The 22256-nt window shown below is 58.3% G+C and carries 20 protein-coding genes and 1 pseudogene; 11 read left to right on the top strand and 10 right to left on the bottom strand.

Annotated elements, in window-relative coordinates; translation table 11 throughout:
• The first annotated feature begins 23 nt into the window (after positions 1 to 23).
• Positions 24 to 479: a hypothetical protein gene (locus ACV8MC_RS21815; RefSeq protein WP_457263440.1), complete on the top strand. Its 456-nt coding sequence runs from the start codon at positions 24 to 26 to the stop codon at positions 477 to 479.
• 118 nt (positions 480 to 597) lie between these two features.
• Here ACV8MC_RS21815 and ACV8MC_RS21810 read toward each other — a convergent pair whose 3' ends face one another.
• Positions 598 to 1209: a transferase gene (locus ACV8MC_RS21810; RefSeq protein WP_457263439.1), complete on the bottom strand. Its 612-nt coding sequence runs from the start codon at positions 1207 to 1209 to the stop codon at positions 598 to 600.
• A 110-nt stretch (positions 1210 to 1319) separates the two neighbouring features.
• Here ACV8MC_RS21810 and ACV8MC_RS21805 point away from each other — a divergent pair, with 110 nt between their 5' ends.
• Positions 1320 to 1619 (top strand): hypothetical protein, encoded by a 300-nt coding sequence (locus ACV8MC_RS21805; protein WP_016774369.1) that lies wholly within the window; start codon positions 1320 to 1322, stop codon positions 1617 to 1619.
• Between the two features lie 43 nt (positions 1620 to 1662).
• Here the strand turns inward: ACV8MC_RS21805 and ACV8MC_RS21800 are convergent, their stop codons facing one another.
• The 3 genes from ACV8MC_RS21800 to ACV8MC_RS21790 all read right to left on the bottom strand — a co-directional run bounded on the left by ACV8MC_RS21800 (position 1663) and on the right by ACV8MC_RS21790 (position 5145).
• Entirely contained in the window at positions 1663 to 2565 is a 903-nt protein-coding gene (locus tag ACV8MC_RS21800) for a bestrophin family protein (protein WP_016774370.1), read from the bottom strand.
• A gap of 165 nt (positions 2566 to 2730) precedes the next feature.
• A complete protein-coding gene (locus ACV8MC_RS21795; protein WP_457263437.1) occupies positions 2731 to 4041 on the bottom strand; it encodes an NTP/NDP exchange transporter in 1311 nt (436 codons plus the stop codon).
• Between the two features lie 57 nt (positions 4042 to 4098).
• The gene (locus tag ACV8MC_RS21790; RefSeq protein WP_457263435.1) at positions 4099 to 5145 is read right to left on the bottom strand and encodes an oxidoreductase; all 1047 of its coding nucleotides are present in this window, start codon (positions 5143 to 5145) and stop codon (positions 4099 to 4101) included.
• A 146-nt stretch (positions 5146 to 5291) separates the two neighbouring features.
• Between ACV8MC_RS21790 and ACV8MC_RS21785 the strand changes: the two genes are divergently transcribed.
• Positions 5292 to 6209: a LysR family transcriptional regulator gene (locus ACV8MC_RS21785; RefSeq protein WP_457263433.1), complete on the top strand. Its 918-nt coding sequence runs from the start codon at positions 5292 to 5294 to the stop codon at positions 6207 to 6209.
• 107 nt (positions 6210 to 6316) lie between these two features.
• On the opposite strand, the gene ACV8MC_RS21780 is transcribed toward ACV8MC_RS21785, so the two are convergent.
• The 4 genes from ACV8MC_RS21780 to ACV8MC_RS21765 form a co-directional block, all read right to left on the bottom strand.
• Positions 6317 to 6793, bottom strand: coding sequence for a hypothetical protein (locus ACV8MC_RS21780; protein WP_336341367.1), 477 nt, complete (start codon positions 6791 to 6793; stop codon positions 6317 to 6319).
• Positions 6790 to 7062, bottom strand: coding sequence for an ECs_2282 family putative zinc-binding protein (locus ACV8MC_RS21775; RefSeq protein ID WP_282382181.1), 273 nt, complete (start codon positions 7060 to 7062; stop codon positions 6790 to 6792). The genes ACV8MC_RS21780 and ACV8MC_RS21775 overlap by 4 nt, the downstream gene beginning before the upstream one ends.
• 233 nt (positions 7063 to 7295) lie before the next feature.
• Positions 7296 to 9704, bottom strand: a complete 2409-nt coding sequence (locus tag ACV8MC_RS21770; RefSeq protein WP_282382178.1) for a DUF4238 domain-containing protein — start codon at positions 9702 to 9704, stop codon at positions 7296 to 7298.
• A 257-nt stretch (positions 9705 to 9961) separates the two neighbouring features.
• A complete protein-coding gene (locus tag ACV8MC_RS21765) occupies positions 9962 to 10474 on the bottom strand; it encodes a nuclear transport factor 2 family protein (protein ID WP_457263432.1) in 513 nt (170 codons plus the stop codon).
• Between the two features lie 191 nt (positions 10475 to 10665).
• On the opposite strand from ACV8MC_RS21765, the gene ACV8MC_RS21760 reads away from it, so the two are divergent.
• The 3 genes from ACV8MC_RS21760 to ACV8MC_RS21750 all read left to right on the top strand — a co-directional run bounded on the left by ACV8MC_RS21760 (position 10666) and on the right by ACV8MC_RS21750 (position 13456).
• Entirely contained in the window at positions 10666 to 11640 is a 975-nt protein-coding gene (locus ACV8MC_RS21760) for an AraC family transcriptional regulator N-terminal domain-containing protein (RefSeq protein WP_457263430.1), read from the top strand.
• A gap of 372 nt (positions 11641 to 12012) precedes the next feature.
• Positions 12013 to 12312 carry a metal-sensing transcriptional repressor gene (locus ACV8MC_RS21755; RefSeq protein WP_130930014.1) on the top strand — a complete coding sequence of 100 codons (300 nt, stop codon included), beginning with the start codon at positions 12013 to 12015 and terminating at the stop codon, positions 12310 to 12312.
• A 7-nt stretch (positions 12313 to 12319) separates the two neighbouring features.
• Positions 12320 to 13456, top strand: coding sequence for a nickel/cobalt efflux protein RcnA (locus tag ACV8MC_RS21750; RefSeq protein WP_122750723.1), 1137 nt, complete (start codon positions 12320 to 12322; stop codon positions 13454 to 13456).
• A 176-nt stretch (positions 13457 to 13632) separates the two neighbouring features.
• On the opposite strand, the gene ACV8MC_RS21745 is transcribed toward ACV8MC_RS21750, so the two are convergent.
• Positions 13633 to 13995, bottom strand: a complete 363-nt coding sequence (locus ACV8MC_RS21745) for a DUF6124 family protein (RefSeq protein WP_056785034.1) — start codon at positions 13993 to 13995, stop codon at positions 13633 to 13635.
• Between the two features lie 550 nt (positions 13996 to 14545).
• Between ACV8MC_RS21745 and ACV8MC_RS21740 the strand changes: the two genes are divergently transcribed.
• The 5 genes and pseudogenes from ACV8MC_RS21740 (at position 14546) to ACV8MC_RS21720 (ending at position 21316) form a co-directional block, all read left to right on the top strand.
• A complete protein-coding gene (locus tag ACV8MC_RS21740; RefSeq protein ID WP_457263427.1) occupies positions 14546 to 15868 on the top strand; it encodes an APC family permease in 1323 nt (440 codons plus the stop codon).
• 150 nt (positions 15869 to 16018) lie between these two features.
• Positions 16019 to 16645, top strand: a complete 627-nt coding sequence (locus tag ACV8MC_RS21735; protein WP_016774383.1) for a TetR/AcrR family transcriptional regulator — start codon at positions 16019 to 16021, stop codon at positions 16643 to 16645.
• Between the two features lie 141 nt (positions 16646 to 16786).
• A pseudogene (locus ACV8MC_RS21730) lies at positions 16787 to 17050 on the top strand (outer membrane protein transport protein); the annotation flags it as partial.
• Between the two features lie 100 nt (positions 17051 to 17150).
• Positions 17151 to 18260 carry an efflux RND transporter periplasmic adaptor subunit gene (locus tag ACV8MC_RS21725; RefSeq protein WP_457263425.1) on the top strand — a complete coding sequence of 370 codons (1110 nt, stop codon included), beginning with the start codon at positions 17151 to 17153 and terminating at the stop codon, positions 18258 to 18260.
• Positions 18257 to 21316, top strand: coding sequence for an efflux RND transporter permease subunit (locus tag ACV8MC_RS21720; protein WP_457263423.1), 3060 nt, complete (start codon positions 18257 to 18259; stop codon positions 21314 to 21316). Before ACV8MC_RS21725 ends, ACV8MC_RS21720 begins: the two co-directional genes overlap by 4 nt.
• Here ACV8MC_RS21720 and ACV8MC_RS21715 read toward each other — a convergent pair.
• On the bottom strand, positions 21294 to 22229 hold the full coding sequence (locus ACV8MC_RS21715; RefSeq protein ID WP_076563265.1) for an NADP-dependent oxidoreductase: 936 nt from the start codon (positions 22227 to 22229) through the stop codon (positions 21294 to 21296). The two genes, ACV8MC_RS21720 and ACV8MC_RS21715, sit on opposite strands and share 23 nt — an antisense overlap.
• Positions 22230 to 22256: the final 27 nt, after the last annotated feature.

Here is a 22256-nt window from a genome sequence, read left to right as displayed (position 1 = left end):
TCAAATGGAAGGATTCCCGCGTCATGTCCAATACGTTGTTCCGCACACTGGCTTTGTCCAGCCTGTTCGTGCTCGCCAGCTGCACCACCGCAACGCCAACCGCACCGACACCTGTCACCTCCAAAGCCATTGAAGCTTTTATCGACATTTGTCTGAAAACCGCCCCGTCGTTCGCCGGCTCGGATGAAGCGGCCAAGAGGAACGGCATTACCGAGCTTGTGGACATGGGCTTCACGCGCATCGGCTTCACCGCAGACAAAAATCTCTCCGTGCAACTCTCCGAAAAGGAATGCGTCGTCGCCACTGAGACTCAGTCGGATGACAGCCTGACCCGACAATTGCTGAGTGCCGCGCAGATTTACTCGCAAACGCCGGTCGCTGATCGTGTGCCGTCGAAGGTGCGTATTCAGGACAACAACTTCATTCTTCAGCATGACCGCAAGGGCGGTGAGACTTATGTGTTGTTGAGGAACAAGTAAGCGGCATGCTTGGTCGATGCCTGAAGAAGCCCGCTTTGCGGGCTTTTTCGTATGGGAGATTTGCTGAGTTGGGCAGCCCCGCGCGACGGCGATTCAATTCCTGAGTACACATTTCGTTTTAATCGTAAGCAAACTGATCAATCAACCCCAAGCGAGGAACACGCGTATCGGGCCGCAACAAAGCGCCAGGAGCAATCACAGCGTTTGCGCCAATCTTGCAGCCGTCACCCACCAGCGCTCCGAATTTGCTGACGCCTGTTTCGATCACCTGATTTTCGTGGCGGATCCTGATATCAGCTCCGTCCAGTTCGTTACGGTAGTTGGCGATGATCGCGCCGGCTTCAATATTTACCGCTTCGCCAATCAATGAGTCGCCGACGAAGTTGAAGTGGGCAAGCTTGCTGCCATCAAGCATGAAGGTACTTTTCAGCTCACAGCTGGGGCCAACGATGCAGTTTCTGCCGAGATACACACCACCGCGAAGATAAGCGCCCGCCGCCACGAAACAGCCCTCGCCGATGATGATTGCGCCTTTGAGAACGGCGCCTTGCTCAACGATGGCGGTTTCATGAATCGCACAATAGTCGTGGCGCCGGTATCCCGGGCCGAGCGTTTCAAGCAATTTCAGAATCCGGCTCTCGCAACCCTGAACCACTGACCAAGGGGCAGCGGAGTCCACGCCCAGTAATGGCCATTGAGCGATGTAATCTTCGATTTTTGGCGATTTCATAAGAGTCTCCCGAATAAGTGAGAGTAAGGCGTGGGTGGACTGTCGACGACTTGAACGACTCGCTATGCCTGCCAGTCGTACCTGTACAAGCATTTTCAAGGTACGGCGCAATGGATAAGACAATCACCGTGGATCAACTGGCAACCACTGATCTTGGATCAATCAACGAGATATGGCTCGGCGGGACCCATACTCAGTTATGCCTATGGCGTGCTGAACAAGTCTTCACCCACGAAATGCTCAGCGAGGGCACACATGATCAGAATGTCCGACGCCTGTGCTTGCAGTTGGTTGACCCTGACGATCGAGACGCAGTGGCACGTGTTGAGGCGGTAGCGCGCGAACGACTCGAAGAAATGGGCAAGCAGGGCGAGTTTTACCCGGCCGAGGCGGCGGACACTCGTCAATAGCCGCTGCGCATCTGATGGAAAGCGCTGCTGCTGAAACAGCGCCTCAAGCGGGCTCCTCAACCCTGCGCACATCCCCCAAGGAATCACGCTGCATCGATTGCAAATTCTTTTCGATGGTTTCGCACAGCGCTTCCATTTGAATCTGGTGTTCGCTGTGGCGGAACGGACTCTGCAGATCGGTGCCGATGCGTTCGATGGCCAGCAGCATGAACCCGACCACGGTCGACGCCAGCGGCGTGAACCAGCCGAGGGATTCCACCAGACCTATCGGGACGATCAGGCAGAACAGCGAAATGAACAGCCGTGGGAAATACACATAAGGGTAGGGCAGCGGGGTGTTGGCGATCCGCTCCATGCCGCCTTGGCTGTTGGACAGATCCACCAGCGTCGACTCAAGCCGCGCCAGGCGAATACTGTCCAGGTGCCCGGCCTTGTATTCGCGAGCGAGCAAAGTCGCCGAGCCGGTGAGGATATCGTTGGCAAAGTTATTGGTCGTGCCACTGCGGGCGAATTCTTCGGCGGGAATAAACGCCCGCACCTCGTCGGGACACGGCTGGCCTTGCAGATGCGCGGCGAGGCAATTTACGTAAGCGACGTGGCGGCGCAGCAGGGTGGATTTGATCGGATTCACCTCGCCACCTGCGTCGTCCAGCAGCGTCAGCACCTGCCGGGCGAAGCTGCGGGAATTGTTGATCATCGACCCCCACAGCGTCCGCGCTTCCCACCAGCGGTTGTAAGCGCTGCTGTTGCGAAAACTGATCAACACGATCAACGCCGAACCGAGCAACGTCAGCGGCATCAGCGGCAGATTCAGCTTGGCGTTGAGAAATAGCATGAAGTCGACAGTGACGGCGATGTCCCAGAGCAGCAACCAGAACAAAGACCAGCCCACGTAGCCGAGGGTCTTGATGATCAGACGGTATTTTTTGACGATGGCAGCTTTCAAACGGAAACCTCGTGGCGAGCTGTTTGCTTAAACGCTTAAGCTCGGACGATGCCTGGCACCGGCAGTTCCCTGGTGGAGCGGTCAGCCGTCAGTCAGTCTGCAAAGTCTGGCCCTGTGCATGGCGAATGCTTTCAAGAAAAATCCTTGTCTCTCGATTGGACCGCGCTACGCTGGGTTTTGCCGTGCTCCCGTCACACTGGCTCGGCGGTCCGCCCGCTCGCCGAGCCGCCACCCCAGCAGACCCCACAGCAGTGCACACAACGCGCCGACCAGCGCTGCCATGCCTGCACCTTGGCCGAGGGCGTCCAGCGCGCTTTTTGCCCAGGCACTGATGGCGTCGCCGGCGCGGTAGACCACGGTGTCGATGAAGTTCTTCGCCTTGTACTTGCTCTCGGCATCGAGCGGGGCGAACAGCATCTCCCGGCCTGGGCGCACGAAGGCGTACTCACCGATGCGGCGCACGATCATCAGCGCGGCGATCAGGCCAAAGCTGGGCGCGAAGATCAGTCCGATAAACCCCGCGCACATGACCAGCGGCACCATGGCCAACAGCACGCCGACGCCGAGCCTTTGCGCGAGGCGTCCAGTGATGAACAGCTGACAGAGCAGGGCGCCCGCCTGCACGACAAAGTCGATGATGCCAAACACGCGCACCTGCGCCTCGCGGTCCGGGAAGTGTTCGGCGACGACGCGTGCCTGCTCGAAGTAAAGGAAGGTGGAGACTGTCGCCAGCAGCACCACAAAGCCGCAGATGCCGAGCAGATAGGGTGATTTCAGAACGGCCGTCATACCGCTGAACGGATTGCCGGGCAACGGCCTGCGAGGGCTTTCGCTCGGCGCGGCATCGGGGCGTCCTGCGCCACCCTGTTCGCGCCAGTGCATCAGCTGGCGCTTGAACCACATCGCAGCGCCGAGCAGAACAGCGGCCAGCAGCATCAGGCCGGACTCACCCAGCGGACCGATCAGCAAGGCGCTCAGCGCAGGGCCACTCAGGCCGCCGACGCTGGCGCCCGCCGCGATGAACGCGAACAGACGTTTGGCCTGGGCACTGTCGAATACATCGGCCATCAGGCTCCAGGCGACCGATACGACAAACAGGTTGTAGACCGATATCCACACGTAAAACACGCGCGCCAGCCACGGGCTTTCCTCACCCAGGAACAAGGCGGCGAACAACAGCAGGTTGGTGCAGAAGAATCCGTATACCCAGTCCACGAAATGCAGGCGCGGCACGCGTGCGCTGAGCCAGGCGAACAGCGGAACGGCCGCCAGCATGACCACGAAGGTCGCGGTGAACAGCCACTGCAAGTTCTCGACGCCGGCAGTGATGCCCATCGATTCGCGGATCGGACGGAGCATGAAATAGCCGGCGAACAGGCAAACGAACAGCAGAAAACCGTTGAGCGCAGGGCGCAGCTCGTGAGCCTCGGCATTGATGATGGCGCCGGCGCGGTGGGCAAGAAGAGACGTATCCATGTTGCGCTCCTGTGGGAGTGGCGGGGCAATGGCACGGGGCCTGCCCGTGCCGGGCGGTCAGCGGTAGGTGACGCCGGTCAGTCGCTCGGAGAGTTGCCACAGTGTGGCCGAATTCGAGCGATCGGCAGCGGCCGGCGGCATCTTGGCGAAGCCCAGCGGCCCGCGCTTCTCGTTATCACCGGTGGGGCCGTAGTAGGCGCCGCCCACCGCCTCCAGCGCCGTCGCCGCATACAGCGTGGGCAGCGCGCCCTGCGCTGCGGAATGATACAGGTCCCGCTCTACAGCCCATTGTTTGCCGAATTGACTGTCCAGGCCAGGCCCACGCGCGATCAGTTCGGTCACGGCAACGCCGGGGTGCGCGGCGATGCTGCGTATCCCCCAACCGGCGGCATCGCTGCGCTGCTGCAGCTCAATACTCCATTTCAGAACCGCCAGTTTCGATTGGCTGTAGGTGGCGAAAGGGTCGTAATCGCGCTCAGCCTGCAGGTCATCGAAGTTCAGGCTTGCGCGCCCGGCGGCAATGCTCGACAGGCTGACCACCCGACCATCGTCGCTTTTGCGTAGCAGGGGCATCAGCAGGCCGGTCAAGGCGAAATGCCCCAGATAATTGGTCGCCAGCTGCATCTCGTAGCCGTCGGCCGAAACGCCTCGAACAGGCGGCGACATGATCGCGGCATTGTTGATCAGCACGTCGAGCCTCGGCAGGCGACCTTGCAGATGGTTGGCGAGGTCGCGCACCGATTGCAGATTGGCAAGGTCCAGCGTTTCGAATTGCACGCGCGCCTCGGGCACGGCGTGCTTGATCTTCGTGATCGCTTCGCGGCCGCGCTCGGCGTTGCGTGCGGCGATGATCACCTCGGCACCAGCGCGCGTCAGGGCCAGCGCGTCTTCATAGCCCATGCCGCTGGTCCCTCCGGTCACCAGCACAATGCGGCCTTTCTGGCTGGGCATGTCGTGGGTTGACCAGTCCGGCTTCGGCTCCGTTTGGGGAGCAGCCTGCGCAGCCAGTGTGCCGGCCATCGCGGAAATGGCGAACAGCATCGGGGTGGCCTTGAGGAGGCGTTGGGTCGCGGTATTGCTCGGCGTAGCGGGTGAATGGCTCATCGGGGGATTCTCATTCGCGTGACAGGTTCCCGGTTGGCGGGGGCGAGTGAGCAGTATCGGTGTACGAATGCGCGAGGATAAGTCGGGCATTGGTGGATGGCCCGTACGGTATGGCGTACAGTCAGCCGCTTGCAGAGGAAGCGTCCATGCGTAAACCAAACCTTACCGATGTGTCGATATTTGCTGCGGTGGTCGAGGCGGGGGGATTTCGTGCTGCCGCGCAAAAGCGCGGGCTGTCCGCCTCGTCGTTGAGCGACTGCATGCGTCGGCTGGAAAGCGACCTGGGCGTGCGCCTGCTCAATCGAACCACGCGCAGCGTCACGCCGACTGCCGCCGGCGAGCGATTGCTCGAGCGCCTGCGCCCGGCCTTGCAGGAAATCGACGCCGCTTTCAACGATCTGGACGACGACGCTCAGCGCCCGGTCGGCACGCTCAAGCTCAATGTGCCAGTGCCGGTGGCACGCTTTCTGTTGCCCGACCTGCTGGCGCGTTTTCTGCGCCTTTATCCAGGGGTCAGTGTCGAAGTCGTCATGGACAACACCTTCGTCGATGTCAACGCTGGCGGGTATGACGCCGGCGTGCGCTATGCAGAGAGCCTGGCCAAAGACATGATCGCCGTGCCCATCGGCCCGCGTCGCCAACGCTTCGTTGCAGCCGCCGCCCCGCGCTATCTGGCTGAACGCGGTACGCCCACTCACCCCGAAGAACTGCCGGGCCATGACCTGCTTGGCCATCGGTTCGAGAGTGGCAAAGTCGGCGTATTCGAGTTCCATCGAGACGGCCGTATCGTGCGTATCCCGCCTCAGGGGCAACTGCTGACGTCGTCGCACGATCTGAAAATTCGCTCGGCCATCAACGGACTGGGCATCGTCTATACCTTCGAGGACTTCCTGCGCGAGCCGCTCTCCGATGGTCGACTGGTGCCGATTCTCGAGGACTGGTGGCAGACATTCGACGGTCCGTTTCTTTACTACCACGGCCGCCGTCACATGCCTTCGCCGCTGAGGGCGTTTGTGGAATTTTTGCGGGGCGAAGGGGAGATTGCGGAGAGTTCAGGTGTTTGAAGCGCGGTTTCGCGAGGCGAATACATGGCCTGGCAGCAGAGCGCCCATGGCGACTGGCGGCAATCGGCCAAAAGCGGACGTTCGCGGGCTTCATAAAACTGCATTTATCAAATAGTTATCCATATCAGCTTTTCAACTCTCAGTGCTCTTCCGTCCGACCACTCAAGCTTCACAAGGTGCTTTGACTTAGTGCTCAGCCCCACGGATGCAATGAGCTCGACGGCCTGGTGAACATCAAGAAACTGCAATGGGAATTTTTCATTAATCTCACGTTCCGAAACAATTTCGTTTCCTTCAGGAAAATCAATTGAAACATCCTGCGCGGGCGCTTTACCTTTATTCCAAATTTTCACACGATATTTGTTACTTCCAAGCTTTAAAAAGGAAGCGCCGAGCTCAGCTTGTTTTTCGAATTCAATTACCGAGGTTTCTTTATCAAGCAGCAACTGATTAAGCTTTTCTTGAGTAACAATTAATTTTTGCTGACGATTGTTAAACTGAATAGTTTTAAAGGTTGCATAGATTGAGAAAAGCAATGCGAATCCTGCAATGATTTCGCCGGAGCCAACAGCAAAACTAGTCATTTGAATTTAATATTTTTATTGCCCTTGAACGCATCTTTCAAAGCCTTTTTCATCTGCCCAGCAATATCTTTAGCGACGTTCGCTTTGATTTCTTCTAAGTTCTCCCGGATGTTTTCACTATTTTCGCGCAAAAGCTCGTCGCGCGAGATTACCCTCTCGCACTGAACGCATTTTACCTCTGGGCTTTCATTTACGTCAGATTCAAAAGATGACCCTCCGCAAGTTGGGCATTGCAGTGAGACAGTGCGGGAGTGCTTATCAAAGTTCACAATTAACCTCTGCGGATTGAGATAGGGTGCTTGTTGAAATGCGTACTTCCAGAGATAAAGAGTAGCCCAAACTCAAAAAGATGCACGCCCTGCATTAGCTTTCCGTCTCATTGGCACAAAAAAAGATCAATACTCCATATCGTTTCAGGGCTCACGCCGGCTTTCGGCTATGAGCAGCCAATCAGTACGATTCGAATCCGTACTCACCCAGCGAGTCTACATCAAGTGCAACCCTAAACTGCCTTCACAGCTGGTTCTAAAAATAGGGCTAATCGAACAGGTGGAACGTCCTCAAGCCGCCCAAAAGTCATGACCAGGCGAGTCACGTCGGTACGCTGAAATCCACCAGCCGGAATAGACGCATGGAGTTTATAAGTGAGCAACTGTTCTGCCTCACTGGTTGCATTTGTGGACTCTCGTTCGGCCTCCATGGCGCCAACTTCAAACGCCGCACCCTTTCGCAATGCCATCACCATTTCTCGAAGCAAAACCCGGATTGTATCGGCGTCCTTTGGCGGCAGCTCGTGATAGTAGGTGAGGGTCGGAACCTGGATCTGCTTTAGCTCCAATTGCGCGGCGATTTCTTTTGAAATTAAGTCTTCCTCGTAGCGATGCACTCCATCCGTGTGGTGAAGTCGACCCCACTGAGTATCCGAGTCTGTATATACAAACGCTCCGGTTAGTGTTGCAACATACAGGCCCGTTTCACGAGTAAAACCTTTCATGATTTTAAACTCGCCGTGCTGAGCTGTCTGCGGTACTGGTGTGAGCAAGGCCAAAGGATCTCGCTCAACTTCCGCTCTCCAGGTGTCAACGACCAATTCGATAGCGGCATCTGTCATACCTTCCGAACCAGTAGGGCTGAGCCTACGGATATAACTCTTCATCTCATGAGATGAAAGCCGCTTGATCGCGCACATCATCTCGTATCGTCCAAGGTCACGCACCATCTCCTTGTCCAACGGACCAATCTCAACCTCACCTCCGGCGCGATCATTGATCGCCTTAATCTCACTGCGAAAATCATAGTCGAAGTCAGATGGGTCAGGTACGAGGTGAACCCGACCTCCCCTTATTGCCGGCTCCAAGACAAGCAGCGCAAAAATATTCTGTAGGGTCTGGGCGCGATATGAAGCCGGCAGATGAACTGGACTGAACTCTTTCCGTACCGCATTCGCATTCATGAACGGATGTGCCACAACTAGCTCGTCTACATATGCAAGCATGCCTGTGATCTTCGCGGAAAGCGTTCGTGCATCCGTCATACCTAAATAGAGCGCGCGTGATCGTTTGCTTTGCGGGCTTGGTAGCAGATCGATCATCTGAGTGTCCAACGGCCAAAGTGCAGCATGCAATTGATATATATGCCGTACTTGATCATCCGTTAGAGTGCGGCGTACACGCAGCCAAGACTCCGCCGAACCATCTAGTTTAAGGATCTTCGAAATGCCACCTATGAGCGCAAGATTACGCTCTCTGATGCTCATCATTCGCCAAGACGGGCGCAACCTCGGGGTAATGTCGGCACAACAATCCCGGAAGGGTAATCCGCCCCCACAACCACATCGATCATCAGGCTCCGGCTCGCTCTTCAGGTGCGGTTTAGCGAGGAATTCGTGTGAATTTGACGTTCGGCCGAATTGGTCGCTGTACTTCGAAGTACCGTCTTCGAATCCTACGTAGATCTGTCCACCAAAATTATGCAGCTCATCACCTGGTAGAAGAATCTTTCCGATCTCATCCCAGGAAAGTCGGCACGATCGCTCAGGGTGCAGCCACTCAGGCTGGCCGCCAGCTACAAATTGCTTAGCACGAGACAGGAGAACAAGGTTGATCGCGTTGACCTCTCCTTCAGTCAGTTCGCGCCCGCGCAACATGGCGTCAGTGCGTGTGATCGACTCACCACGGAATCGAGCATTTGTTCGGCGCGCAAGGTGATCAGCTGCATCAGGGTTTTCGGCGTACTCAAGGTTTGTCAGGATCAGACAATGATTGGCATCAAGCGCAAAGATGGTTTGTGTCCCCACCATCTGAATGCCTGGGTCATCAGGGTACTGATATTCGTCAGTGCCAGAGCTGAGTTTCGGATTGAATAGGGTGATGGGGTGGTCGCTCACCAAAAATTTCACAGATGAGTTCGCGGCCGACACGATCTCTCTGACGCACTCGGACCACATCGCACAATGCATTTGACGCAGTAACTGCATCTGTACCATCAATTCCATCTGAGGGAGGCCTTGGAAGTGCTTCAATATCCAATCCAGTCCCTTCGGAGTACGCAGCTTCTGGGCGTCCATGTAGCCGAAAAAATCTAGGAACGTGCGGTGTATCCGTCCCGGGTCGCCGGATATCCAGCCTCGGACTGCATCAGCACCTTTCTTATCGATCTTGCCGAACAAATGGGTCTCTATATCGTCGTTCAACATCTCACCGAAGCGAGTCGTGTAAAGGTCGAATTCCTTGAAGGCTAGCTTCGGGCCGAGCTCCTCGACTTCTGGCTCTTGTAGAAGCTGTCCATTCGGCAACGTTGTGATTGCAGGGCAAAGATTTCGAACATGCAGTTTGTGCCGCCCCTTTGCTAGAAAACCTCGTTGGTACCACTGAGGAACGTAATGGTTTTCGCGGGTTACTTGCTTCTGCATGAGACCATCGCTGCCTAGATGATTAGAGCAACAACATTAGCCCAAAGACACTCGATAGGTTTTCCAGTTTTTGACGTCTTTGTCCGTTATCGCTGGTATAGCAGTAACGCCACGCCGACTGGCTGTTCTGGACCGATTACAGCCGCTTAGAGAGTGACGGCTTCTGGCCGAAAGCCGACATTCGGTGACATGTCCACCTGCGTAATATCTCGCAGTTTCCTACAGGCAGATCCTTCAGCCGATTCTGGCAGGCTTATCTATTCAAGATCTCCCGCTTCAAGCGGAATTCGCCTAATAACGTCGTCGTAAGGCACCAGGTCGAGAAAGGCTACGACCTCAACTACCTGCAGATTTCGTATGCGCATGATCCATACGTAGCTGTTGCGATAAGGCGCGCCGTCGGCTGCGGTGGCGGTGCCGTCCCAGTGCACGACGACGTCATCGCCCTCAGCCCAGATATCCGTCACCGTCGGGCGAACGGGCGAGGCGAGCCGTTTTGCGAAGGGTTGGACTGCGTGTTTCAGGAAGTCATCTCGGCCCCGATAAGTGCCCGCCGAAGGACTCGTTCCCTTGATTGTCCAGGTCACGTCGGGAGACAGCACATCTGTGAAGAACGTCCGGCCGCCTTGAGCCCACTGGTTGAACGCTTGCGCGATGAATTGGCGGTTGCGTTCCGTAGTCGGTTCGCTGGCCACGGCGGGCGCCGGCCCTGCAATGAGAACGGTGAGGACTAGCGCTAGTGCTGTAGAGAGGCGTTGAACAAGCGTCATTTCCTGTGCTCCTTAATCTGTTCGATGAGCCCCGTCGAGTTGGATGGGCCGTTGTTGTTATCTGTAAGCCGTTAGTTGCGTTCCCACACGCCGTTGTTCTATATGAGGCATTGGCAAAGAATCGGCGCGGGTGTGGACGGCAGTATCTCTGGGCCTCATCTGAAGTGTGACTTATGAGCGGAGGAGGGCTGTTGCAGGATCGTCCTGATTTCTTGCTTGATCATCCGATACCAGTTGTTAAACCGCCGCATGCCCTCGTTATGGAGTTGCGTTTGAGTTCCCTTTCAAAGCTTGTCGATATCGTTAGTCGTCACGTCCGGGATGACGGCATTCACAGCACCGCGATTCCGGGTGTCAGCCTGATTCGCTCGGCTTCGCCCACGATGCCTATGCCGGTGGTGTACGAGCCAGCGCTCTGCCTGGTCGCCCAAGGACGTAAACAAGCGATGCTGGGCACTACCGCCTATGTTTACGATCCGGCCAAGTACCTGATTGCATCGGTAGACCTTCCGGTGATGGGCTCGGTCATCGAGGCGAGTGAGGCTGTTCCTTATCTGTGCCTGGCGCTGGATCTCGATACCAATGTGTTGAATGAACTTGCGCTGCGCCATCCGTTAAGAGAAGAGAGCGTCAGTGCACCGCCGGCAGGCATTACGCTCAACGATACGACTCCAGAACTGCTGGATGCTGCGGTCCGGCTGGCCGGGCTGCTCGACAGGCCACGGGATATCGAAGCGCTCGCTCCGCTGGTGATTCGCGAAATGCTTTATCGCCTTCTAACCGAAAACGGCAACAGCCTCATCAGGCAGATGGCACAAGCAGACAGCCGCTTGAACCAGATCGCCAAGGCTATTGCCTGGCTACGCAGCCACTACAACGAAGCGTGTCGGATAGATGAACTCGTCGAAATCGCCGGCATGAGCCGTTCTTCTTTTCATACGCATTTCAAGGCGATCACCTCGATGAGCCCGCTGGAATTTCGTAACCAGTTGCGGCTACAGGAAGCACGCCGGCTGATGGTCACCGAAGCGGTCGATGCCGCAGAGGCGGGATATGCAGTCGGTTACGAAAGTCCCTCGCAGTTCAGTCGGGACTACGCCCGTCTGTTCGGCATGCCACCAGCGAAAGACGCCTGGCGGCTGCGCACGGACATTTGCGGGATTTGAATCCAGCACTTTTCGTCGCGCAGAAAAAACGAGGCCGCATTTGCGGCCTCGTTTTCAATGTGTTCCGGACTACTGTTTGACGCTCAGGTAATCGCCGGTCGTGGCTGGATGACGACTCTTCGCCGTGAGAATGATGGACGTCCTGAGCGATCTCCCAGGCTGGCTGCCCCGAGGTGACTGCCAACGAATAGGTATGCCCGGCCCAGGCCATGAACATGGCGAGAGCAAGCGCGATTACTAGCGTCGTTGTCAGTGTTTTGCTGTACATGGCGTTAAAGGTTTCAACTCGTTGACAGGGCGTTCAAGCGAATTGCCTAATCCCCCCTGGGGGGATAGGATGCCAGCGATTCATCGAGCCCTGAGACTCAACTCATGAGTGAGCACGAACACGACCACAACCATCCCCACACCCACCAAAGTCATGAGGCGATCATCAAACGCCTCAAACGGGCGGACGGGCATTTGCGCGGCATCATCACCATGATCGAAGAAGGGCGTCAGTGCGTGGATATCGCCCAGCAGCTTCATGCGGTTGAGAAAGCGATTTGCCAGGCCAAACGCACGCTCATCCAGGATCACATCGACCACTGCCTCGAAGATACCGTTTCGGCGCTAGGCAATGGCGAGCGCGCACCGCTGGAAGCCTTCAAACAAATCACCAAGTACCTTTAGGTCTGACATGCCCGATTTCGCTGAACTGTTGCAGCAAGGCGGGGCTCACGCCTGGCTGTATTTCCCGAGCGCGATTCTGCTCGGTGCCTTGCATGGGCTTGAACCAGGTCATTCGAAAACCATGATGGCGGCCTTCATCGTGGCCATCCGTGGCTCGGTCAAACAGGCTGTTTTGTTGGGGTTGGCCGCAACGCTTTCGCACACCGCCGTGGTGTGGCTGGTCGCCATCGGCGGCATGTACCTGGGCAAAGGCCTGGATGCGCAAACCACTGAGCCGTACTTCCAGCTTGCGTCTGCTGCACTGATCATCATGATTGCCCTGTGGATGCTGTGGCGTACCTGGCGCGGTGAGCAGATGTTCAAGTTCGAGCAAAGCGATGATCACCATCACGGCGAACACGACCATGGTCATCATGATGAAACGCACCGAATAGATACCGGCCATGGCCGTGTTGAACTGTCGATCTTCGAGGAAGGCATGCCACCGCACTGGCGCCTGAAGACCTTGAGCGGACACGCCTGGGCAGCCTCGGATGTTCGCCTGACCACGACGCGTCCGGACGGCAGCAGCCAATCGTTCGCTTTCGTCGAGCGTGAAGGCTTTCTGCAGTCGACGGTGGATATTCCGGAACCGCACGAGTTCAGCGCTCGCTTGAGCCTTGGACATGCCGGGCATTCGCATGATTACGACCTGACATTCCAGGAGCATGGTCACGGGCATGCGCATTCCGAGTTGGAAGGCCTGGAGCTGTCGATTGATGGCTATCAGGATGCGCACGAACGTGCTCATGCCAACGACATCCGTAAACGCTTCACCAACCGCGAAGTGACCACGGGTCAGATCGTCATGTTCGGGCTGACTGGCGGCCTGATTCCTTGTCCGGCTGCCATCACTGTCCTGTTGCTGTGCCTGCAAGTCAAAGAAGTCGCGCTCGGCGGCATGCTCGTCCTGTGTTTCAGCATCGGCCTGGCGCTGACTCTGGTCACTGTCGGTGCCGCTGCGGCCATCGGTGCCAGACAGGCTTCCAATCGCTGGCCGTGGCTGGGAACCGTGGCGCGCCGCGCTCCTTACCTGTCCAGCGTGCTGATCATTGGCGTTGGCCTGTATGTCGGCTTTCATGGCTGGATTGGCCTGAGCGCATAAGGCCGTTTGCGCACAGCGGTGGCACTGATGCAAAGGGTTGCCATCGCAACCATAAAACCAACGACAACGACAACGACTACCACTGCCACTGACGAGCAAAAAGCCCAGCGCAAGGCTGGGCTATCGAGGAGCGCGCGATGGGGGCGAGGCATTAGCGAACGCCTGCATCCGCAGAATTACTCGACCGGCACGACGTTATCCAACGCCTGATTAACCGCCAGCTCGCCGAGCATCACTACCTGCGCGATACCTTGCAGTGTCTTGCGAGCAGATCCTTCAACCATCCCGATCACATCACTCAGCATTACCGAGGCGGAGCCTAGCGATTCGCTGGCGTTGACCAGCAATTCTTCAGTCGCGGTTTTCGGGTTGGCGAGGAACATGCTGCTGGTCTGGTAGGGCGTGGTTTTGAGGGTGTCGGTGGGTTTGAGGTAGTGGTCGAGGGCGCGGTCGGCGGCTTCGTGGAGTTTTTTTGAGTCGAGGGATTCGTAGGGGGAGGTTGCGTCTGACTGTGGCGGGTTGGGCGTGACTTTGAACATGATCTTTCTCCTCGTGCCGCTTTAAAAGGAGCCATCACCCGTTCGCTACCAAACGAAGGGTGGCGGCCATGCACAGGTTGGTAGACCGGGACACGAGGCAAAACCGGCGCGCTCGAAAGCGCCCTGCGCATAGCCACCATAGAAGCCAGGCGAAGACTTCGCCAAATGGTGTCATTGCGCACCTCGTATACCCGGGCTACCAAACCCGATCACTGTTTTTCAGTGACCGGCCAACGATAGAGCCCCGGCCCGAGGCGCACAAGCCGGCGGATTCTGGCGTAGTCGTAGGCAATGGCGCAAGGCGTTGTAGCTTGCTGGAACGGTCTGGATGTCGGTTTTAAACGGGGTGTTTAGGGAATTGGTTTTGGCTGAGGTTTCGTGTTGATCGGGCTGGGGTCTTCGCGAGCAGGCTCGCTCCCACAGGTGTCGAGTTGGCAACGTTTACAGCGTCGTGCCAGTCGGGCGGTCACACATTTTGAACTTTGCTTTCGGCGCCATTTCCATTGTTTGAGGTGAAAACCCTCCAGCTCCTACCCACCTGAATCAAGGAATGACCGTGACGGCTCCCACTCATAAACCTGCTCTGCGCCGGGCTATCACTTTCCCGATGCTGTTTCTGTTTATTCTCGGCGATGTACTCGGCGCGGGTGTTTACGCACTCGCCGGAACGATCGCAGGGGAGGTGGGCGGCGCGATTTGGGTGCCGCTGCTGATTGCGCTGTTCTTCGCCATGTTGACGGCGGGTTCCTACGCGGAGTTGGTGACCAAATATCCTCACGCCGGCGCGGCTTCGGTGTTCGCGGAAAAGGCCTTCAAGTCACCGCTCATTTCCTTCCTCGTCGGTTTCTGCATGCTGGCGGCTGCGGTCACCAGCGCTGCGGGTTTGTCGCTGGCGTTTGCCGGTGATTACCTCAACGCCTTCGTTGACGTATCGCCGCAGATTGCCGCCCTAGTGTTTCTTCTGGCGATCGGCCTGCTCAACGCGCGGGGGATCAAGGAGTCGCTTGGGGCAAACCTGGTGATGACCGTGATTGAACTGTCCGGGCTGATTTTGGTGATCGTCGCCGCTGTCTGGTATTTCCGCACAGGCGATGCGGATCTGGGGCGGACGCTCACGTTCAAGCCGGGCGTCAGTCCCATGCTGGCGGTGTTGGGGGCGGCGTTGTTGGCTTTCTATTCCTTCGTAGGCTTCGAAACCTCGGCCAATCTCGCCGAGGAAATCAAGGACGTGCGCAAGGTCTACCCGCGCGCCTTGTTCGCGGCTTTGCTCACCGCTGGCGTGGTTTACATGGCGGTGGGCGTGGCGGCTTCTTCGGTATTGCCTACCGAGAAGTTGGTGGCCACGTCGGCGCCTTTGCTCGAAGTTGTCCGCGCATCGACCCTCGCAATCCCGCCGGCACTGTTCTCTTTCATTGCGCTGATTGCTGTGGCCAACGGTGCGCTGTTAACCATGATCATGGCCAGCCGATTGACCTATGGCATGGCGAATCTGGGGCTGTTGCCGGGTGTTTTGGGTGCGGTGCTGCCTGAACGAAAAACTCCATGGGCTGCCATTGTTGCAACTACCGTGGTCGCTATTGCCCTGACACTCACAGGCACGCTGGCAACGTTGGCAGAGACGGTGGTTTTGCTGTTGCTGTTCGTTTTTCTGAGTACCAATGTGGCGGTGCTGGTTCTTCGGCGGGACAGGGTAGAGGAGGATCACTTTCGCGTGCCGACCTTTGTCCCGGTGCTTGCGATCGTGTCGTGTCTGGTGCTGCTCAGTCAGCAGGGGTGGGAGACGTGGTTGCGGGCGGGGGCGCTGATCATTGTCGGGATGTTGCTGCATGGCTTTTCTCGTATCAATTTTTCTGCGATCAGTAAGGCTGGTTAGCGTCACGTTTCCTGGCAGGTGATGGGCGGGAGATTTGTGTTGTTTGGGCGGGCGTATTCGCGAGCGGGCTCGCTCCCACAGTGGATGGGTGGTGGTATTCAAAATGTGTCACACGTTGTCAGTCGGCGGGCGGGTGAGTAAGCTGCCGACATGAACCAGTCCTCAGTTTCCCCATCCTTCCCCGGCCCGCGTGGGCCAGTCGATCACGACATTCGTGATCAGATTGTCGCGGCTGCCAACGAGCATTTCAGCCAGTACGGCTACGCCAAGACCACGGTGTCCGATCTGGCCAAGGCCATCGGTTTCTCCAAGGCGTACATCTACAAATTCTTTGATTCCAAGCAGGCGATTGGCGAAGCCATCTGCGCTAACTGTCTGGGGCAAATCGTTGCGGCGGTCGAGCAGGCGATCAACGAGGAAGACCTGACGCCTACCGAGCGTTTCCGCCGTTTGGTGAAAACCGTGATCGCCACGGGCGTGAACCTGTTTTTCAACGACCGCAAGCTCTACGACATTGCTGCGTTTGCAGCGGGTGAGAACTGGCCGAGTGCGCAGCGTTACGATGCGCAGATCAAGCGTTTCATCACCGACATTGTCCGTGAAGGGCGCGAGGCCGGTGAGTTCGAGCGCAGGACGCCGCTGGACGAGACGGTCGAATCGATCCACCTGGCGCTGCGGCCCTTCGTCAATCCCCTGATGCTGCAACACAACCTCGACTTTATCGAAGTGGCGCCGACGCTGACTTCGAACCTCATCCTGCGCAGCTTGATGCCTTGACCCTCTGCTGATCCGAATACTCGGATCAGTCGCCCCAACCCCATCCTGTTCCTGACGCAACGACATTTCCGCTGTTCTGATTGTGACTCTTAACTTGTATGGTCACTAGGGCAACATGGCCGCCGCAGTTTGGTTATTTCAGTGCTGCGTACCGGGTTCTCGGTTGATCAATCTCCGGCGAACAACAGCAATCGCGGGCCGCGTATTCCCACCGGCGATCGCAAGGTGTTCAGCCTCGGCGCCGGTTGGACTCCAGCGGAGAATGTCACCATCGACGCCGCCTATTCGTATCTCTGGGAAGAGAGCGTCGAGATCAACGACACCTCGGCGGGCAAGGGTTCGTACAGCGCGAAATACAAGAACAGCGCCAGCGGGCTCGGTACTTCTGTCAGCTATCGCTTCTGATTCAGCGATGAAAATCGGGCCGGCGATTTGGTGACGGTTGACGATATCGGTCACAAGACTGAGAATATGATGATCATCCTATTTTCAGTAAAGGCATTCCATGCGCCGGCTCCGACCTTTCCCCCTCGCGGTATGTTTGTTGCCCTTGGCCCTGACGGCGTGCGGGGATTCTTCCACCGCGCAGGATCCGCGTACCTTGGCGCCCTTTGTCAGGTCGGCGGCGGTGCAGCCTGCAGAAGACGGCTCCCGATCGTTCACCGGTGTCGTGGCGGCGCGAGTGCAGGGCGACCTGGGTTTTCGCGTCTCGGGCAAGGTGCTTGAGCGTCTGGTTGATACCGGCCAGACGGTCAAGCGCGGCCAGCCGCTGATGCGCCTCGACCCGATCGACCTCGGCCTGCAGGCGCGAGCTCAGGAAGAAGCGGTTAGCGCCGCTCGCGCCCGAGCCAAACAGACTGCCGGTGACGAAGCGCGCAATCGCCGGCTCGTCGCCGCCGGCGCCATTTCGGCATCGGCCTACGATCAGTTCAAAGCCGCAGCCGACACCGCCAGGGCGCAACTCAATGCCGCTGTCGCGCAAGCGGACGTTGCGCGCAACGCTTCCGGTTATGCGGTGCTGGTGGCGGACGCTGACGGCGTGGTGGTGGAAACCCTCGCCGAACCGGGGCAAGTCGTCAGCCCGGGACAACCGGTGGTGCGGTTGGCGCGGGCTGGTCAGCGGGAGGCCATCGTCCATCTGCCCGAGACCTTGCGGCCCGCACCGGGCTCGACCGCTCAGGCAAAACGGTATGGCGATACGTCGGCTGCCGTGAGCGCAAAACTGCGTCTGCTTTCCGATTCGGCCGACAGCACAACTCGTACCTTCGAGGCGCGCTATGTGCTCGAAGGCAGTTTGGCCAATGCGCCAATCGGCTCGACGGTCACCGTCGAAATTGCCCAGGGTTCTTCGCCAGATCAGGCGCTCAAGGTGCCCGTCGCCGCGATCTACGACCCGGGCAAAGGCCCCGGCGTGTGGGTGATCGCCGGCACACCGGCGAAAGTGAGCTGGCGCCCGGTGGAGGTGCTGGGCTTGAGCGATGACTCGGCCCGTGTCGCTGGCCAGCTCAACGTCGGTGAACCGATTGTCGCGCTGGGCGCGCATCTGCTGCGCGATGGCGAAGAAGTACGCTTGCTTGCCCGCGACGATGGCCAGATTGCCGGGAGTCGTCCATGAGCGAGGGCCGGTTCAACCTTTCTGCTATCGCCGTGCGCCAGCGCGCAATCACGGTGTTTCTGATTTTTCTGATCGCTGTTGCCGGCGTCCTGTCGTTCTTCAAATTGGGCCGGGCGGAAGATCCGCCGTTCACGGTCAAGCAACTGACCGTCATCACCGCGTGGCCAGGAGCGACCGCGCAAGAGATGCAGGATCAGGTCGCCGAACCCCTCGAAAAACGCTTGCAGGAACTGAAGTGGTACGACCGCTCGGAAACCTACACGCGTCCGGGACTGGCATTCACCGTGGTCTCGTTGCTCGACAGCACACCGCCATCGCAGGTGCAGGAAGAGTTCTACCAGGCACGCAAGAAGCTCGACGATGAAGCGATCAGGCTGCCGGCGGGTGTCATCGGGCCGATGATCAACGACGAGTTTTCCGACGTGACCTTCGCGCTGTTCGCTTTGAAAGCCAGGGGCGAGCCACAGCGCTTGCTGGTGCGTGATGCGGAGAGGTTACGCCAGCAGCTGTTGCATGTGCCTGGCGTGAAGAAGGTCAACATCATCGGCGAGCAGGCCGAGCGGATATTCGTCTCGTTGTCCCATGATCGGCTGGCGACGCTGGGCTTGGCGCCACAGGACATCTTCGCCGCGCTGAACAATCAGAACGTATTGACGCCCGCCGGATCGGTCGAAACCAAAGGGCCGGAGGTATTTTTGCGCGTCGATGGCGCGTTCGACACGTTGCAGAAAATCCGTGACACGCCTGTTGTCGCTCAGGGCCGAACACTCAAGCTGTCTGACGTGGCCACGGTCGAGCGCGGCTACGAAGACCCGGCAACCTTTCTGGTGCGCAACGACGGCGAAGAAGCGTTATTGCTCGGCGTGATCATGCGCGAGGGCTGGAACGGTCTCGATCTGGGCAAGGCGCTGGATGCCGAGACAGTCAGGATCAACGAAGAAATGCCCTTGGGCATGACGCTCTCGAAAGTTACCGATCAGGCAGTGAATATCGACTCGGCCGTTGGCGAGTTCATGGTCAAGTTCTTTGTCGCGCTGCTGGTGGTCATGCTGGTGTGCTTTCTCAGCATGGGCTGGCGCGTCGGCGTGGTGGTCGCAGCGGCGGTGCCGTTGACCCTGGCGATCGTGTTTGTGGTGATGGCGGCGACCGGCAAGAACTTTGACCGGATCACCCTCGGCTCGCTGATTCTGGCGCTCGGGCTGCTGGTCGATGACGCGATCATCGCCATTGAAATGATGGTGGTGAAAATGGAGGAGGGCTACGACCGCATCAAGGCCTCGGCCTATGCCTGGAGTCATACGGCAGCGCCGATGCTGGCCGGCACACTGGTCACGGCGATTGGCTTTCTGCCCAACGGATTCGCGCAATCAACGGCGGGCGAATACACCAGCAACATGTTCTGGATTGTCGGCATCGCGCTCATTGCTTCGTGGGTCGTCGCCGTGGCTTTCACGCCGTACCTGGGCGTAAAGCTGTTGCCGGACATCAAGAAAGTCGAAGGCGGGCACGCGGCGATCTACGACACGCCGCGCTACAACCGCTTCCGGCGGATTCTGACGTGGGTGATCACGCGCAAATGGCTTGTGGCCGGTGCGGTGGTCGCGCTGTTTGCTGTTGCGATCCCAGGCATGGGGCTGGTGAAGAAGCAGTTCTTTCCAACCTCGGACCGCCCCGAAGTGATGATCGAAGTGCAGATGCCTTACGGCACGTCCATCGAGCAGACCAGCGAGGCGGCAGCCAAAGTCGAAGCCTGGCTGCACAAGCAGGAAGAGGCCAAAATCGTCACCGCCTATATCGGTCAGGGTGCGCCTCGGTTTTTCCTGGCAATGGCGCCGGAGTTGCCGGATCCATCGTTCGCCAAAATCGTTGTGCTGACCGACAACCAGGACGCTCGCGAAACCCTCAAGTTGCGTTTGCGCGAAGCGGTCGCCGAAGGGCTTGCTCCAGAGGCGCGGGTTCGGGCGACGCAGATCGTGTTCGGTCCGTATTCGCCATTCCCGGTGGCCTATCGGGTGATGGGGCCTGATCCGGCGAAGCTGCGCGACATCGCCGAGCAGGTCAGGGCGGTGATGCAGGACAGCCCGATGATGAGAACCGTCAACACTGACTGGGGGCCGCTGACGCCGACGCTGCACTTCAACCTGAATCAGGATCGCTTGCAGGCGGTGGGGCTGACGTCCAGCGCAGTCGCCCAGCAGTTGCAGTTTCTGCTCAGCGGCGTGCCGATCACGGCGGTTCGCGAGGACATCCGTTCCGTGCAGGTCGTCGGTCGTGCGGCGGGCAATATCCGCCTCGACCCGGCGCAGATCGAAGGCTTCACCCTGGTCGGTGCGGCGGGGCAGCGCATCCCGTTGTCGCAGATCGGCGAGGTGGAAGTGCGCATGGAGGACCCGATCCTGCGCCGCCGTGATCGCACGCCGACCATCACCGTGCGTGGCGACATCGCCGAAGGCTTGCAGCCGCCGGACGTTTCCGGCGCGATCATCCAGCAGTTGCAGCCGATCATCGAAAACCTGCCTTCCGGCTACCGGATTGAACAGGCGGGCGCCATCGAAGAATCCGGCAAGGCCGGCAAAGCGATTCTGCCGTTGCTGCCGATCATGATCGCCATGACGCTGCTCATCATCATCGTCCAGGTACGCTCGATCTCAGCGATGATCATGGTCTTCCTTACCTCGCCGTTAGGCTTGATCGGTGTGGTGCCGACGCTGCTGATCTTCAACCAGCCGTTCGGCATCAATGCGCTGGTCGGGTTGATTGCGCTGTCGGGGATTCTGATGCGCAACACGCTGATCCTGATCGGGCAGATTCATCACAACGAGCAGGAAGGGCTGGCGCCGTTCCATGCCGTGGTCGAAGCGACAGTGCAACGGGCGCGGCCAGTGTTGTTGACCGCGCTGGCGGCAATTCTCGCGTTCATTCCGCTGACCCACTCGGTGTTCTGGGGCACGCTGGCGTACACGCTGATCGGCGGCACGTTTGTTGGCACCATCATCACGCTGGTGTTTCTGCCGGCGATGTATGCGATCTGGTTCAGGATTCGGCCTGAGCGCTGACATCGAGCACGATTTTTCCCCGGGTGTGTCCGGCCCAGCTTTGTTTAACCGCGTCGACAACTTCTGTCAGCGGTACCACTTGAGCCTCAAGGCTGAGCTTGCCGGATGTGAACAGCGCGGCAATCTCGACCAATTGGCTGCCATCGGAGCGGGTGGCGAAATTTTTGCCACTCACACCGTGCTCGCTTGCCTTCTGTGCAGAGGGTGCGCTTACGGGGGAAACCAGAACGCCCCCGCGCTTGATCACACTCCATGAACGGTTCTGAGTTTCGCCGCCGACCAGATCAATGACCGCATCGAGGTCAGCAACGCTGTCTTCGAATTTAGCCGTGGTGTAGTCAATCACCTCATCGGCGCCAAGTGAACGCAGATAGTCGTGGTTTTTCGCAGAGCTGGTCGCGATCACATAAGCACCGGCAAGGCGGGCGAGCTGGATTGCGAAGCTGCCCACGCCACCTGAGCCGCCGTGAATGAGGACTTTTTGACCTGCCTGAATTCCGGCGTGTTCATGCAGAGCTTGCCAAGCGGTCAGCGCTGCCGCCGGCACGCCGCCGGCTTCTTGCAACGATAGTGTTGTCGGCGTGTGGGCCAGACGATCTGGCGTTGAGAGGGCCTGGGTCGCATATCCGCCGGTAATCCCGATAAACCCGAACACCTTGTCGCCAACGACAAAGTCTCTGACATTCCTGCCCACCGCGGCGACTGTGCCTGAGACTTCCACGCCAGGCGTGTAGGGCAGTGGCAGAGGAATGAATTGCTGCATGGCACCGGAGAGGATTTTCCAATCGATTGGATTGATGCCACTACCGGCAACATTGATTAACACCTGATCGTCATTGGGTTTCAGATCCGCAAGTTCTTTGAGCTCCAGCGCTTCTGCCTGGCCGTACTGCGCGACTTGGATCGCTTTCATGATTCTCTCCGTTGTGATGGTCAAGGC

The organism is Pseudomonas sp. PK-RTE-24 (assembly GCF_054052265.1).
The sequence above is the reverse complement of the archived record's forward strand: the minus strand, read 5'-3'. Positions and strand labels throughout refer to the sequence as shown.

Coding starts and splice junctions, on each gene's coding strand:
- ACV8MC_RS21745 (WP_056785034.1), bottom strand. CDS start 13,995: ATGTTCAAAGTCACGCCCAACCCGCCACAGTCAGACGCAACCTCCCCC.
- ACV8MC_RS21815 (WP_457263440.1), top strand. CDS start 24: ATGTCCAATACGTTGTTCCGCACACTGGCTTTGTCCAGCCTGTTCGTG.
- ACV8MC_RS21755 (WP_130930014.1), top strand. CDS start 12,013: ATGAGTGAGCACGAACACGACCACAACCATCCCCACACCCACCAAAGT.
- ACV8MC_RS21795 (WP_457263437.1), bottom strand. CDS start 4,041: ATGGATACGTCTCTTCTTGCCCACCGCGCCGGCGCCATCATCAATGCC.
- ACV8MC_RS21780 (WP_336341367.1), bottom strand. CDS start 6,793: ATGACTAGTTTTGCTGTTGGCTCCGGCGAAATCATTGCAGGATTCGCA.
- ACV8MC_RS21770 (WP_282382178.1), bottom strand. CDS start 9,704: ATGCAGAAGCAAGTAACCCGCGAAAACCATTACGTTCCTCAGTGGTAC.
- ACV8MC_RS21715 (WP_076563265.1), bottom strand. CDS start 22,229: ATGAAAGCGATCCAAGTCGCGCAGTACGGCCAGGCAGAAGCGCTGGAG.
- ACV8MC_RS21725 (WP_457263425.1), top strand. CDS start 17,151: ATGCGCCGGCTCCGACCTTTCCCCCTCGCGGTATGTTTGTTGCCCTTG.
- ACV8MC_RS21790 (WP_457263435.1), bottom strand. CDS start 5,145: ATGAGCCATTCACCCGCTACGCCGAGCAATACCGCGACCCAACGCCTC.
- ACV8MC_RS21765 (WP_457263432.1), bottom strand. CDS start 10,474: ATGACGCTTGTTCAACGCCTCTCTACAGCACTAGCGCTAGTCCTCACC.
- ACV8MC_RS21720 (WP_457263423.1), top strand. CDS start 18,257: ATGAGCGAGGGCCGGTTCAACCTTTCTGCTATCGCCGTGCGCCAGCGC.
- ACV8MC_RS21735 (WP_016774383.1), top strand. CDS start 16,019: ATGAACCAGTCCTCAGTTTCCCCATCCTTCCCCGGCCCGCGTGGGCCA.
- ACV8MC_RS21805 (WP_016774369.1), top strand. CDS start 1,320: ATGGATAAGACAATCACCGTGGATCAACTGGCAACCACTGATCTTGGA.
- ACV8MC_RS21785 (WP_457263433.1), top strand. CDS start 5,292: ATGCGTAAACCAAACCTTACCGATGTGTCGATATTTGCTGCGGTGGTC.
- ACV8MC_RS21750 (WP_122750723.1), top strand. CDS start 12,320: ATGCCCGATTTCGCTGAACTGTTGCAGCAAGGCGGGGCTCACGCCTGG.
- ACV8MC_RS21740 (WP_457263427.1), top strand. CDS start 14,546: ATGACCGTGACGGCTCCCACTCATAAACCTGCTCTGCGCCGGGCTATC.
- ACV8MC_RS21810 (WP_457263439.1), bottom strand. CDS start 1,209: ATGAAATCGCCAAAAATCGAAGATTACATCGCTCAATGGCCATTACTG.